The 13,586-nt window shown below is 61.9% G+C and carries 15 protein-coding genes; 1 reads left to right on the top strand and 14 read right to left on the bottom strand.

The annotated features are described in order from the left end of the window. Window positions 1–74: 74 nt before the first annotated feature. The 6 genes from rbsK to ACQY7U_RS11405 all read right to left on the bottom strand — a co-directional run bounded on the left by rbsK (window position 75) and on the right by ACQY7U_RS11405 (window position 6,275). The gene (gene rbsK, locus ACQY7U_RS11430) at window positions 75–1,004 is read right to left on the bottom strand and encodes a ribokinase (RefSeq protein ID WP_428644549.1); all 930 of its coding nucleotides are present in this window, start codon (window positions 1,002–1,004) and stop codon (window positions 75–77) included. Further along, the gene (locus ACQY7U_RS11425; RefSeq protein WP_428644548.1) at window positions 1,001–1,462 is read right to left on the bottom strand and encodes an RbsD/FucU family protein; all 462 of its coding nucleotides are present in this window, start codon (window positions 1,460–1,462) and stop codon (window positions 1,001–1,003) included. Before ACQY7U_RS11425 ends, rbsK begins: the two co-directional genes overlap by 4 nt. Window positions 1,463–1,511: 49 nt before the next feature. After that, on the bottom strand, window positions 1,512–2,522 hold the full coding sequence (locus tag ACQY7U_RS11420; RefSeq protein ID WP_428644547.1) for a LacI family DNA-binding transcriptional regulator: 1,011 nt from the start codon (window positions 2,520–2,522) through the stop codon (window positions 1,512–1,514). A gap of 16 nt (window positions 2,523–2,538) precedes the next feature. Beyond that, entirely contained in the window at window positions 2,539–3,450 is a 912-nt protein-coding gene (locus tag ACQY7U_RS11415) for a carbohydrate ABC transporter permease (RefSeq protein WP_428644545.1), read from the bottom strand. Further along, window positions 3,450–4,568, bottom strand: coding sequence for a carbohydrate ABC transporter permease (locus tag ACQY7U_RS11410; protein WP_428644543.1), 1,119 nt, complete (start codon window positions 4,566–4,568; stop codon window positions 3,450–3,452). Before ACQY7U_RS11410 ends, ACQY7U_RS11415 begins: the two co-directional genes overlap by 1 nt. Before the next feature lie 66 nt (window positions 4,569–4,634). After that, the gene (locus tag ACQY7U_RS11405) at window positions 4,635–6,275 is read right to left on the bottom strand and encodes an extracellular solute-binding protein (protein ID WP_428644542.1); all 1,641 of its coding nucleotides are present in this window, start codon (window positions 6,273–6,275) and stop codon (window positions 4,635–4,637) included. Window positions 6,276–6,629: 354 nt separating this feature from the next. Between ACQY7U_RS11405 and ACQY7U_RS11400 the strand changes: the two genes are divergently transcribed. Further along, a complete protein-coding gene (locus ACQY7U_RS11400; RefSeq protein WP_428644541.1) occupies window positions 6,630–7,703 on the top strand; it encodes an ABC transporter ATP-binding protein in 1,074 nt (357 codons plus the stop codon). A 96-nt stretch (window positions 7,704–7,799) separates the two neighbouring features. Here ACQY7U_RS11400 and ACQY7U_RS11395 read toward each other — a convergent pair whose 3' ends face one another. The 8 genes from ACQY7U_RS11395 to ccsA form a co-directional block, all read right to left on the bottom strand. Continuing rightward, on the bottom strand, window positions 7,800–8,420 hold the full coding sequence (locus ACQY7U_RS11395) for a YdeI/OmpD-associated family protein (RefSeq protein ID WP_428644539.1): 621 nt from the start codon (window positions 8,418–8,420) through the stop codon (window positions 7,800–7,802). A gap of 13 nt (window positions 8,421–8,433) precedes the next feature. Beyond that, the gene (locus ACQY7U_RS11390) at window positions 8,434–9,117 is read right to left on the bottom strand and encodes an HAD family hydrolase (protein WP_428644537.1); all 684 of its coding nucleotides are present in this window, start codon (window positions 9,115–9,117) and stop codon (window positions 8,434–8,436) included. A gap of 50 nt (window positions 9,118–9,167) precedes the next feature. Beyond that, complete coding sequence (locus ACQY7U_RS11385) at window positions 9,168–9,995, bottom strand: ABC transporter permease subunit (RefSeq protein WP_428644535.1); 828 nt, start codon at window positions 9,993–9,995, stop codon at window positions 9,168–9,170. Window positions 9,996–10,035: 40 nt separating this feature from the next. Continuing rightward, entirely contained in the window at window positions 10,036–10,929 is an 894-nt protein-coding gene (locus ACQY7U_RS11380; protein WP_428644533.1) for a cation diffusion facilitator family transporter, read from the bottom strand. A gap of 237 nt (window positions 10,930–11,166) precedes the next feature. After that, window positions 11,167–11,853 (bottom strand): DUF1223 domain-containing protein, encoded by a 687-nt coding sequence (locus tag ACQY7U_RS11375; RefSeq protein ID WP_428644532.1) that lies wholly within the window; start codon window positions 11,851–11,853, stop codon window positions 11,167–11,169. A 453-nt stretch (window positions 11,854–12,306) separates the two neighbouring features. Then, window positions 12,307–12,948: a DsbE family thiol:disulfide interchange protein gene (locus tag ACQY7U_RS11370; RefSeq protein WP_428644530.1), complete on the bottom strand. Its 642-nt coding sequence runs from the start codon at window positions 12,946–12,948 to the stop codon at window positions 12,307–12,309. Window positions 12,949–12,951: 3 nt separating this feature from the next. Beyond that, window positions 12,952–13,128: a heme exporter protein CcmD gene (ccmD, locus tag ACQY7U_RS11365; RefSeq protein WP_428644528.1), complete on the bottom strand. Its 177-nt coding sequence runs from the start codon at window positions 13,126–13,128 to the stop codon at window positions 12,952–12,954. Next, the coding region (gene ccsA, locus ACQY7U_RS11360) for a cytochrome c biogenesis protein CcsA (RefSeq protein WP_428644526.1) at window positions 13,125–13,586 on the bottom strand (462 nt) is incomplete at its 5' end. The genes ccmD and ccsA, both read right to left, overlap by 4 nt.

Genomic DNA, 13,586 nt, shown 5'->3' with positions numbered 1-13,586 from the left:
GGAAGAGGCTATCGGGTCCACCTTGCGGTCCGCAGGTGAAAGGGCGGCGGCAGGATGGCCGCCGCCCAATTCGTTCATGCCGAGCGCAGAAGGGCGTCGATTTCCGCGCGCGCGGGCATCGCCGGTGCGGTGCCCGGCCGGGTGACGGCAATGGCTGCCGTCGCGCAGCCGAAGCGCACCGCGTCGACCGGCGGCATTCCCTCGGCGAGCGCTGTTGCAAACCCGCCGAGAAAGGCGTCGCCGGCACCGGTTGTGTCGATCACCTTGCCAGCGGAATAGGCCGGAACGAGTTCGCTCTTGCCAGCGGTGTGATAAAGCGCGCCCCGGTCTCCGAGGGTGATGATGGCGGTCCCCGCGCCGCGCTGCAGCAGGATGTCGCCGGCAGCGCGCGCCTGGTCCTCGGTTTCAACCGTGTGGCCGACCAGTTCGGCAGCTTCGATCTCGTTGGGGACGATGAAATCGGACAAGGCGAACAGCTCGTCCGGAATGGCGCGCGCCGGGGCGGGATTGAAGACCGTCGTCACACCCGCGCTTTTTGCCATGGACAGGCCGTGGCGGGCGGCTTCCAGCGGTTGCTCGAGCTGGGTCATGAAGATCGCGGCGCTTTCGATGTCGGCCCGGTTGGCGTCGACATCCTCGATATCGATGAGGCCGGCTGCGCCCGGCGCGACGATGATGGCATTGTCGCCGTTGTCCTCGTTGACGAAGATGAAGGCGGCGCCCGTCGCAACGTCTTCCATCTGCATCACATTGGCCCGAACGCCCGCGGCCTCGTAGGCCGCCAGCGCCATCTCGCCGAAGGGATCCTTCCCGACCCGCGAGATGAAGGTTGCCCTGCCTCCGGCCTTGGCCGCCGCAATTGCCTGATTGGATCCCTTGCCGCCGGGTCCCAGGGTGAAACCGGACCCCATCAGCGTTTCGGCAATATGTGGCAGGCGCTTTGCCTTGTAGGCCGTGTCGGCGGCAAAGATACCGAGAATGACAATCCCGCCCCGCGTGCTCATCGGACGACATCCTCGATAGGAATGACGCCCTTGGTCAGGAGGAAGCATCCGTAAAACCGGAGTTCTCCCGTCGCGATGACGCAGTGGGCATTCTTGGCGACTTCGTAAAACGCCATCCGCTCAACCGCATACATGGGAGCGGGTTTGCCCTCGGCCCGGTCGACGATCGCCTGGACTTCCTGCTGGATCGGGGGGATTTCGTCCGGCTGGCCGATTACTTCCATGCGGCCTACCGAGGGCTGGAGCGGTGTATCCAGCGGAAACACGGAGAGAATGGCCTCGATCGCCTGTGGCGCCGGGATGTTCTCCATCGTCAGCAGCCTGCCGAGCCGGGTCTGGCGGGCGACGGAATCCGATGGGAAGTTGGCGTCGGAGACGACCACGACGTCGCCGTGGCCCATGGTGCAAAGCGCCTGAAGAATATCGCCGTTCAGTTCGGCCCTGATGCCTTTTAGCATTGATCCACCTCTCTTTTTTGCCGGCAGCAGCGCCAGCCGCTTGCCTGGTTCATGTGCCGGACCCGGACCCCGCCGGAGGCACCGGTCCGCTCGAGCCCCGCTTGACAAGGGCTCCGTCGATCATGTCGTCGCTCATTTCCGAAGACTGGCTGAAGAGCATTTCAACCGCCCGTGAGGCCAGCAGGTCCGTAGGCTGGCGTATGGTCGTCAGGCGCGGCACGACGAGATTGGCGAGCGAGATATCGTCGAAGCCCGTTACCGACAGGTCGCGCGGCACATTGACGTTGAGGTCTCGCGCAGCGCGCAGCGTTCCGATGGCCAGCTGATCGCTGGCGCCGGCAATGGCCGTCGGACGTTCCTGTGGCGGGCGCGACAGCAGTTCGCGGGCAATCTTTTCGCCCGATTCATAGTCGAACCGGCCGGGGACCACCTCCAGCGTCACCCCGCCGTCGAGCTGGCGTATGCGCCGGACGAACCCCTCGCGGCGTGCCCGTCCGGCCTCCGTATCGGACGGACCGGCGATATAGGCGATGCGGCGGTGGCCGAGCCCGACCAGATGTTCCGCAACAAGGGCCGCTCCCTGTTCGTGATTGGTCGAGACCAGCGGAAAGTTGCCGAAGCGCCGGTCGAGAGAAACGATCGGAACCGGGGACTTGAGACGTAGGTCCGGATTGTCGCTCGACGCGACCGCAATAATGCCGCGCACGGACCGGTCCAGAAACGCCAGGACATGGTCCTGCTCCGCATCGCGGTCGTCGTGGGAACTCGCCAGCATCAGGGAATGCCGGTGGTTCCGGGCGGCCAGTTCGACGCTGGCCGCCAGTTGGGCAAAGAACGGATTGGTGATGTCCGGAACGATGAGGCCGACGACGTCCGTCCGGCTGGTGCGCAGGGCTCTCGCGGTCACGTTCGGCCGGTAGCCGAGTGCTGCGATTGCCGCATTGACCTTTTCGCGCAGGCTGGGCTTGACCGCGGCTTCGCCCGCCAGAACGCGCGAGACGGTGCCGACGGATACGCCCGCATGCTCCGCGACATCCTTGACTGTTGGCATCCTGGACATGTTGCGGGTCCCGCCGTTACTTGACCGCGCCCGCTGTCATGCCGGCAATGATATGCTTTTCCAGCAGAACGCCGACAAAGACCAGGGGGAGAATGCCGGCGGTGGAAAGAGCCGCCATGGACCACCAGTTGATACCCTGGCTGCCGGTCTGGCTGGCGATCATCACCGGCAGGGTGTTGGTGTTGGTGGACGTCAGGAGCGCGGCGAAGAAATATTCGTTCCAGCACAGGATCAGCGCCAGGATGAAAGCCGCTACCATGCCCGGGAGGATCAGCGGCACGATGATACGCGAGAACGAGCCCCAGATAGAAAGGCCGTCGACAAGCGCGGCTTCCTCGAGTTCCACCGGCACGGTCGCGAACTGATCGCGCATGATCCACACGACAATCGGCAGAACCATCAGCGTATAGATGGCGATCATGCCGGAATAGGTGTCGAGCAGGGCGAGCTCCTTGTAGAGCACCAGGAAGGGCAGGGCGAGAACGACCGGGGGCATGATCAGCTGCGACAGGAAGAAGAACGAAATATCGGAATTCCGCATGAAGCCGAACTTGTAGGAGAACCGGCTCAGGCCATAGGCCGCCAATGTGCCCAGAAAAACCGCAAGGGCGGAAGCGGACACGGAAATGATCGAGCTGTTCCAGAGCCGGCGCATGAATTCCTCACGTACCGTCGAGGTCTCGAAAATCGTGTCGGGCGACAGTCCGAGCGATCGCCAGCCGAGCCAGCTCGGACTGAAACTGTACCAGGGCATTATGTTGCCGCGCATGACGTCGGGAGCCGTCTTGAATGACGTGGTGACGGTCCAGAAAAGCGGGAAGATGCAGACGATCGCCCATGTGACGAGCAGGCCGTAAACGACGAACCGCATCGACCACCAGCGCAGGCGCTGAGCGCGTCCGTATTTTTCGAGATCGATCGATGCCATCAGAGTCTTCCTGTCATGCGCGATACGATACGGTCGGAAACCTTCAGAAGCAGCGTCATGCCTATGACGATGATCACCAGATAAACGATCGCGAGCAGCGTACCGTATCCGACGTTTGAGCGGTCCCGGTATTCCCGATAGATGAAACTGGTGACGGAGTCCGTTGCGCCGCCCGGGCCGCCGGCGGTCACGGTGATGATGATGTCCGCCAGCTTCAGCTTGAAGATGATGCGGATCATGATGGCGGTTATCGAGACCGGCAGCATCAGGGGGAATATGACCTGCCAGAAGCGCTGCCATTTCGAGGCGCCGTCGACTTCCGCAGCCTCAAGAACTTCTTTTGACAGCGACTGCAGGCCGGCAAGAAGCATGATCATCATGAAGGGAATGAAGGTCCACGCATCCATGATCATGACGGAGAGTTTCGCGGTAACCGGATCGCCGAAGAACGACGGGTTCTCCCAGCCGAGCCACCGGCCGAAGCGTGCAATCGGGCCGAAGCGGTTTTCCAGCATCGACTTGCCGACCATCCAGCTGACGGCGACCGGCGACAGCATCAGGGGCACGAGAAAGGTAACGCGCCAGAACTTGCGCGCGACGATCTCCTGGTACAGCAGAAGCGCAAGGCCGAAGGCGATGGCATATTCGATCACGATCGCCAGGCAGTAGTAGATCATATTGAGGAGTGCGTTCGCGTAGAAGGGATCCGTGATCATCCTGCGCAAATTGTCGAGCCCGTTGAATTTCCGGCCGTGCAGCGAGGCAAGGTTCCAGTCGGAAAACCCGACCCACAATGCGAAAAGCAGCGGGAACACCACCATCGAGACGACGAAAAGGGCGGCCGGCAGAACGAAGAGCGCCTTTTTGCCGGCCTCGCCGTAAATGACCACACGGGTGATGCACAGCACCGTCGCCCAGATGAAATAGGCATAAAGGACAGGGCGCCAGTTCTCGAAGCCCCATGAAGTCCAGCCCAGATCGTGACCGGCCTGCAGGATGAAAGAGGCTATGAACCAAGCGGCACTCAGCCAGAGTGCCAGACGGCCCCAGAATCGGCGGCTCACTGAAATGGAACCGGTTTCGACCGTGTGGAGCAGGTCGCCTTCGACTGTCGACATGTTATTCCTCGCCCGGAACGGAAAAACGCTGGCGGAGGGGACTCCGCCAGCGAATGCGTCAAAAAATCAAAGCCCCAGGCTAGCCCTGTACAGCTTCAGCTGGTTTTCCCGGCCGATCTGGTCGGTGATCTTTTCCCAGGCGGCAGCAATCGCGTCCGCCGTTTCCTGAGCCGACTTGTACTGCCCTGCAAAGCCCTTCGCCAGTTCGTCCTCTGCCACGGAGTAATACTGGAAGATACCCGGAATCCGGGGTTCGATGGCTGCGTTCGGGTGGTTGTAGCTGTCGGCGTTCGACCCGATGTAATCCTCGATGTAGGCACGGTCGTAGCCCGCAGCTTCCCATTCGTCGAACTGGAAGTGGGACTGGCGATAGGGCTGGAAACCGGACGGGTAAGCCGCGGTCCAGAGCGAAAGGTCCTTTCCGCCGAGGTGTGCCGCTGCGGACCAGGCTGCCTTGCGTTTCTTTTCGTCGCCGGACACTTGCTTGGTCACGTAGATGCCCCAGCCGATGTAGGCCATGTTGGGCGCTTCGTTGTACTTGTCTTCCCACTCGCCGGTCTTGCGGTTGTAGACGCGGTCGGAACCGGGGTTGATGCCGAAGCCGACGACGTCACCGACGACCGAGGTGTCGGACGTACGGGCGTTGGACCCCACGTCACCCCACCACATAAGCATCGAGCCGGTGCCTGCGAGGAACTGCGAGAAGGCCGTCGTGCCCGGATCCGCGTTGATCTGGTCCGCCGGATAGACATCGGCCGCAATGAGATCCATGACGTCCTGGATGGCCTGGACCCACGCCGGGTTGTTGACAAGAGGCTTCATGTCTTCCGGATCGAACAGCCACGCCGGATCGCCCGGATATTTCGCATAGGCGAGTGCGCGGTTTTCGATGAAGTAGAAGCCGAAGCCACCCCAGCCCTTGAGCGGGTCGAGATAACCGTAGGCCGGGAGTCCGGTGAGCGGATCGGTCTTGCCCTTGAGCGCAATCGTCGCCGCATTGACTTCCTGCCAGGTCTTGGGTGCTTCGTTCATGCCGCTGATCGAACCTTCGCCGAAGTAGTCCTTCCGGTAGGCGAAGGTGTGGCAGTCACCGTCGATGGTGATGCGGTAGGTCTTGCCGTCCCAGGTGCCGACCGGTGGCTGCAGGTAGCCCACAAGGTCGTCCGCCTCGATCTGCTCGGCAACCCAGGCGGGCATCTCGTCGAGAAGACCGCGGCCGGCGGTGTCGCCTTCGAACGGGGCCCCCATTTCAATGATGTCGAAGTCGACGGTGCCGGTTGCAATCGACTGTTGAAGGCGGGCGTTGTAGTCAGCCTGGGCAAGGTCGATCCAGTTGATCCTGGCGCCGGTATAGGCTTCCCACGACTTCAGGAATCCCCGGAACAGGAAGTTGTGCTGGTTCTGGTTGTTGAGACCCATGAAGGTCAGTTCAACGCCCTCGAATTCGCCCTCGGCGACATTGGCCTTGGTCGGGCCGAGGCAGAGTTCGCCGACTTTCTGCCAGTCGGCATCCGTCGGCGAGCCCTTGCCCACACCCGGGATTTTCAGGATCTGCGCACGCAGGTCGTCCTGCGCGAACGCTTTTCCGGGAAATCCGCCCACCACGCCTGAAGCGCCAAGCAGTGCAGCCGCGCTGGCCGTGCCGCGCAGAATGTCACGCCGGCTCGCCTGACGGCGCATTATGGCGTCATAAATCTCGACTTTCATGTGGTCTCCTCCACGTTTCATCCCTGCCGCCCAGCCGGTATCTCGGCAGCGTCGTGCCGGTCCGGTTTTTAGCTCTGGCTTCGGGCGGAACTATCTGCTAAGCAAGAAATGAAACGTTTCATATCTTGCTTGAAGTCGCTCCTCTCTCAACTTCACGTCGAAGCATTAGACGGGAGGGTGGAAAAGTCAACAATAAATGAAACGTTTCATGGAGGAGGTTTCCATAGGATTTCCGGCAAGGGCAGGGCTGTCGATCGCCCCGTTCCAATGTCCGAAAGCCGATGATTGGAAAAAGCAAAAAGCTTCGGATGCGGTCTTGCTGAAAGGTCCGAACGCGAGGCGAACGGGAGTGAAATGGCTGAGGTCAATATTTCCGGGGCCGAGAAGGCCTACGGTGCCCTGAAGGTACTTCACGGCATAGATATCGATATCGCCGATGGGGAATTCGTCGTTCTCGTCGGCCCTTCGGGCTGCGGCAAGTCCACCCTGCTGCGCATGATAGCCGGTCTTGAAAGCATCACCAGCGGAACCATTTCCATCGGCGGCAAGGTCGTGAATTTCCTGCCGCCGAAAGACCGCGACATCGCGATGGTGTTCCAGAGCTACGCGCTTTATCCGCACAAGACGGTCTCCGAGAACATGGTGTTCGCGCTGCGTCTGCAGAAGTTGCCGGCGGATGTGATCAAGCAGCGCCTGCAGGCCGCCGCCGAAACGCTCGATCTCGTTCCCTATCTCGACCGCTATCCGCGCCAGCTGTCCGGTGGGCAGCGCCAGCGCGTGGCCATGGGACGGGCCATTGTCCGCTCGCCGCAGGTGTTCCTGTTCGACGAGCCCCTTTCGAATCTCGATGCCAAGCTGCGCGTGCAGATGCGCAAGGAGATCAAGGAGCTGCACCAGCGGCTGAAGACGACGACGGTCTATGTGACCCACGACCAGGTCGAGGCAATGACCATGGCCGACAAGATCGTGGTCATGCAGGGAGGCAACGTCGAGCAGATCGGCACGCCGCTGGACCTCTACGACTGGCCCGTCAACACCTTCGTCGCGACCTTCATCGGGTCTCCTTCGATGAACCTCCTGAAGGGGACCTACAAGGCGGAGGGCGACCTGTTCGTCACGGAAGCGGGTGACGAGATCGCACTGGGCTTCAGGCCGGAGGCGACCGAGGGCCAGCCGGTCCTGCTCGGCGTCAGGCCGGAGCATCTTTCACTTGCCGAAAGCGGCCTGAAGGCGACCGTCAGCGTGACCGAGCCGACAGGTCATGAGACCATGGTGTTCCTGCGCTACGGCGGCAGCGAACTTGTTGCTGTTTTCTCCGAACGGCACGACTTCCGGCCGGGCGAGGACGTCACGATTGCCGCGCGCACCGACAAACTGCACCTCTTCGACGAAACAACGGGCAAAACGCTGCGGCCGGGCCCGGCCTGATACCCTGGGAGCCTGATACCCTGGGGGCCTGACATCTTGGGTGTTTGACATCCTGGGTGCCTGGCGCCGCGGGAACCACCGGCAGCGCCTGCTGCCTCAGCGCTCGTTTGCGCCCTTTCCGGAAAGGATGCGGCCGCGGAATTTCGCGATGCGTGCGATCCGCGTTTCGGATTTCTTCGCCCCGTTCAGATTGATCGCATAGCTTCGCCGGCGCCCCGGTGTCAGCGCCTGAAAGGCCTCATTCAGGTCCGGGTCGGCGTCCAGGGCGTCGAGAAATTCTTCGGGCAGGTCGAAGTCCACCGCGTCTTTCGGGGGCTTGAGGCCCGCGTCAGCATAGCCCGTTGCTTCCCTCAGATAGGACGTGAGAACCGATTCCTGCTCCGCCACTCGGGCGTTGTCCAAAAAACGTATCATGTTGGGGTGCCGGGTGTTGGGCCCCTGTCTTTCAAGCACGCCTTCGGGATCCTTCAGCAGCGCGGCATTGAAAAAGGTGATGCGGCAGTCGTTCCGGAAGGCGCCAAGGACGGCGATATTGCGGTCGCCATGCATGTAGCAGGGATGTCCCCATTTCACGGTCTCGGAAAGCCCTGCCGCCAGGCAGATCCTGCGCAGTTCCTTCAAGCCGTCCGCCCACTGGCGGGCCGAGCAGTCCGCCGTCGCGAAGCGTGCGCAGCGTCCGCATCCGTGTGCAAAGAAGTCCTCGATGTCGGTGATCATCGCAGCCCCGTTTTCAGGCTTCGGCGTTCGCGTGCAGCAGCAGCCCCGCCAGGTCGTCGTGGCTGCTGACGACCCTGTGGGCGCCGGCCGCCTCAAGCTGCCCGGCATGGCCGGAATGGCTGTGGCCGCCACCGACGAAACCCCAGACGGTCATACCGGCCGCAAGACCTGCCCTGACGCCATTGGAACTGTCCTCGATCACGAGGGTCGCGGCCGGATCGATGCCAAGCTTTTGGGCGGCAAACAGGAAGAGGTCCGGTGCCGGCTTGCCGTTTGCCACCTGCTCGCCCGAATAGATGTGCGGCTCGAAATAGTCGTAAAGGCCGGTGTGCCGAAGCTTGTGAACCAGCCTTTGCAGGCGGGACGATGAGGCGACGGCGCGCGCGCCCTCATGCGCCTCAAGCAATTGCCTGATCCCGGAAATTTCCGTGAGCTCCCTGTCCATTCGCTCAATGGTGGCCTTGTCGAGATCTTCCCGGAAGGTTTCCGGCAGCGGGCCTTTGCCGAGAGCCCGGTGATCCTTGTCCAGTGCCGCGTGAAAATCCGGCCCGCCCAGACCCTGAAACCGGTCCATGTATTCATCCAGACTGTAGTGCAGTCCGAGCCGGGCAAGGTGCTCCCGTTCCACGGCCACATAGATCTTTTCCGAATCCACCAGAACGCCGTCGCAATCGAACAGGATCGCCTTGAATGTCATGAATTTTCAGCCTTTCGCTTGGGGGTGCCGCGACGCACCTCTTTCGTACCCTAGTGTGAACCGTCGAACAGACCTTTAACCACCTGTCTTTGAAACAAGATGACAAGCAGGGCCGGTGGCAGGATCGCCAGGATGGTGAGCATCATGCCGGACAGGCTGGTGCTGCCGAAGAACTGCAGGCCGCGCACAAGCGTGTAGGTGCTTTCGTCCGAAGTCACGATGACGGGCCACAGATACTGGTTCCAGCCGGTGACGAAAAGAACCAGGAACAGGGCGCCCGCCGTCGGCAGGGACAGGGGCAGCAGGATGTCTCGGAAGAACTTGAGCGGTCCGGCGCCGTCGAGACGGGCGGATTCCAGCAAGGTGTCGGGAACCGTCAGCAGGAACTGGCGGAAAAACAGCGTTCCGAGGCCGGAGGCCACCAGCGGCAGGATGAGACCTGTGCGTGTGTTGACGAGGCCGAGCCCCGCCACGATCTCGTAAGTTGGCAGAAACCGGGATTCCAACGGCAGCATCAGGGTGAGCAGGAGCACCGCGAAGATCGCGCTGGCGAATCTCACACGGAAGTAGATCAGGGCGTAGGCGGTCAATAGGGACAGCGCGACTTTCAGGCCGGCAAACCCGGCCCCCAGCGCAAGCGAGTTCCACAGCATGGAAAGCACCGTGACATTGCCCGTGAAGCCGGCGCTTTCGGTCAGGAAGGTGCCGTAGTTCACAAGGACGCTGCCGCCGAGGTCCAGGCGGGGCATCAGCGGAGTGCCGCGCGCGTGTGTCGTTGCCGCAAACAGGGAATAAACGGGCAGCGCCATGAACACCGCGCCGGAAATCAGCAGGATGTGGTCAACAAGCTGGGCGTGAAACCGCCGCCAGGAAGGCATTCGTGGATCGTCTCGCTCTTTTGAGGTCAATAGCCTTTGGCTAAAGGACAACAATTCCGGAGTGTTTGGCCTTGTGCTCCGGTTCGACATGAATGGTGATATGGGCCCCCGGCACGTCTTCGGCAATCGCCACTTCGATCCGGTCGCAGATTTCGTGGGCCTCGTCGACGGCCATCGACCCGGGCACGACCAGGTGAAAGTCGACGAAGGTGGATTTGCCGGCGATCCGTGTCCTCAGATCATGCGCTTCCAGGGCACCTTCGCCGTGTTCGGATATCAGCAGGCGGATTTTCGTCAGGACATCCGCGGATGCCGCTTCGTCCATAAGGCCGCCGACGGATTCCTTGACCAGGCCCCAGCCCGACCACAGCACGGTCATGCCCACGAATACCGCCAGCGCGGAATCCAGCACCTTCCAGCCGGTGAGCAGAACCAGGACAACGCCGACCAGCACACTGAGCGAGGATACGACATCCGTCATGAGATGCTTGCCGTCCGCGACAAGCGCGGGGGAGCGTGTCTTCTTGCCGTGATGCATCAGGTAACGGGCCCAGAGGCCGTTGATGACAGCTGCGGCAATATTCAGTGAGATCCCGGGGGCGGAATATTCGGGAGTGTCGCCACTCGTCAATCCGAACCAGGCTTCCCGGAAAATGAAGAGGGCCGCCAGGACGATCATGACACCGACCAGAACGGCCGCGAAATATTCCGCCTTGTCGTGTCCGTAGGGGTGGTTGCTGTCAGCGGGTTTGGCCGCGAACCAGACGGCTGCGAGCGTGGCGAGCGAGGAGGCAATATTGACCGTTGTTTCCAGCGCGTCGGAATAGAGCGCCACGGACCCGGTCAGCCAATAGGCCCCGAACTTGAGACCAAGTACCAGAATGCCGATGACGATGCTTGCAAAGGCGGTCCGGAGCCTGAGCTTTAGATCCATGCCGTTTCTCCAGGTCAACCTGCCTTCAGCCGACAAACATGTGAAAGCAGCATTGCCGGCCTGACAGAGCGAGGCCGTCCAGAGCCCGGTGTCGCACGGGTCATCGCGCGGTGCCGAACGGGCCGCGGCAAGGGGTATCAGTTTTTACGTGGGTTACAACCCGTTTGTCGGGCCGGTCCGGAGATTTCGGGGGAGGATTGAAATTCGGTCACACTCGCGATGAAACCTGAAACCGGTTCAGGACCCGTCTTCCCAATCCATGACGGCTGCACCGATGATCGTGCCGGGACCGTCCTGGTCCTCGACCTGAATCAGGACGGCGCAGCGGGTGTCATCCGTCAGCATCAGCTTGGACTTCGGCATGCGGAAGGTTTCCGAACCGCCTGACCACATGCCCATCGGTTCCAGGTTGCGGACGACATTGACATAGCGGATCTTCCGGCCGGCATTTTCGCCGCGCCCGATGCTGATCGTTTCCTCGTCCTCGACACCCAGGAAATAGACGGTCGCCATCTTGGCGCCGGCCGGCAGAACACCGTCGACCGTAGCCTGCACGGCCATGTCGGAAATCGAAACGTCCACCGTCGCGGTAAACGGTTCTGCTCTGGCAAGGGCGGCGCGGACATCACCTTCCCGGCTGCCGACAACATGTTCCTCGCCGTTGATCACCATCTGCGGCGTATAGACGGACCTGTCGCCCCGCCGGGCGGCATAGGCGCGCTGGCGTTCCGAGTGGACCGGGCTGGCCAGTGTGTCCTTCCAGCCGAGATAGTCCCAATAGTCCACCGGCAGAACCAGGGTCAGCAGGTCCTCGTTTTCCTTCACAAGGCGTTCCGCAAGGCGATCGGCAGGCGGACAGGACGAGCAGCCCTGGCTGGTGAAAAGTTCGACCACTTTCAGCGGCTCGGCCTGCGCACGTTCCATGGAAGACACTCCGGTCAAGACGCCGGCTATTACAATCATGGAAGCACGGATCGCATGACCGGTGCTTCGGGAGGCAAGGCCCACCATCTGGTTCGGTTCCTGTTTCGATTGCCCGTAAAATAGGCAATCGCGGCCTTAATCGCGAGTCACGAGCCGGTGACCTCGGCGGCTTTCCAGTCTTATCGCGCGAACGTGACCGGTCACGACATTCGGGTGAAGGCGCAGGTTGGCTTGGGGAGGCGGAAAGGCCTGCTTCAACTGTCCTGGATTTTCGCGATATCACAGAAACGATCATCCCGGACGCTGCGTCGCGAAGATCCGGGATCGGCGGGCCGAAGTCTGCCGTTTCGCGAGCGAAGGGAAAGGAAAGTGCCTCCCCGTTTCCGGCTCGGACTTCGCCCGGCCGGGATGACGCCGGTAAGTAAGCTGCTGGCGGGCAACCCGAGTCGCCTGTCAGCCGCCGTTTTTCACCTTTTCAAGGATAGGCAGGAAAACGTCGCGGTAGGCTTTGGGGTTGAGCGGGCCGATGTACTTGTAGCGGATCGTCCCCTTTTCATCGACGATGAAGGTTTCCGGAACGCCGTAGACGCCCCATTCGATCGCCGCACGGCCGGCCGTGTCGGCGCCGATGAGCCGGTAGGGATTGCCGAGACTGCCGAGGAAACGGCGGGCGTTTTCCGGTTTGTCCTTGTAGTTGATGCCGACAAGTTGGATGCCGTCCACCTTCGCAAGGTCTTCCATGATCGGGTGCTCCTGCCGGCAGGGCACGCACCAGGAGGCAAAGACATTGACCACGGACACCTTGCCGATGAGATCCTCGCGCGAAAGACCCGGCACAGGATTGCCGTCCCGCGTCAGGCCTTCCACGGCACTCAGCGAAAACGCAGGCGCCGGTTTGTCGATGAGGGCGGAGGGAATTTCCTTGGGATCGCCGCCCAGGGTCAACTGGAACAGGAACAGCGCCGCCAGGGCCACGAAGACGACCACCGGCAGGAGAACCAATACGGGAAAGCGTGGCTTTGCCGGTTCCCGGTATGCAGAGGATTCCGGTTCGCCGCTTCCTGCGGCCTTGGTGTTGGTGTCTGAAGCGGTCATGTTCTACCTGGTTGGCTTTTCAGGCCGGGCGCGGGATATGCCTTGTTCGGCCAGTTCCTTCAGGGCCTTTTCCTGATTGACCCTGTCGATCTTCACCCAGGCGATCAGGCCGAGCACGGTGATCAGGCACAGGCCATAGGAAGCGAAGATGAAACCGGCGTGAGGTCCAAAGTCCATCATGATGTCACCTCCGCGGGCCGGGCGGTTGCGGCGGCCGCGCCGGAATGGGCGGCACTTGCCGCACGCAGCCGCAGGGCGCGCACCCGGCGGCGCAGGATCTCGTTGCGCATGGCCATAAAGTGCAGCACGAAAAACAGCAGGGTAAAGGCGATTGCCATGACCAGGAGCGGCCACAGGATGTCCGGATGAATGGTCGGGCCGCCCATGCGCATGACGCTGGCGGGCTGATGCAGCGTGTTCCACCAGTCGACCGAGAACTTGATGACCGGCAGGTTGAGCGCGCCGACCAGCGTCAGCACGGCGGCCGCCTTGCCGGCCCGGATCGGGTCTTCCATGGTGCGCCACAGGGTCATCAGGCCGAGATACATGATGAGCAGCACCAGCACGGAGGTCAGCCGCGCGTCCCAGACCCAGTAGGTGCCCCACATGGGCTTGCCCCAAAGCGATCCCGTTATCAG

The organism is Roseibium sp., assembly GCF_050301095.1.
Classification (GTDB): domain Bacteria; phylum Pseudomonadota; class Alphaproteobacteria; order Rhizobiales; family Stappiaceae; genus Roseibium.
This window is presented reverse-complemented; position numbering and strand designations above follow the sequence as displayed.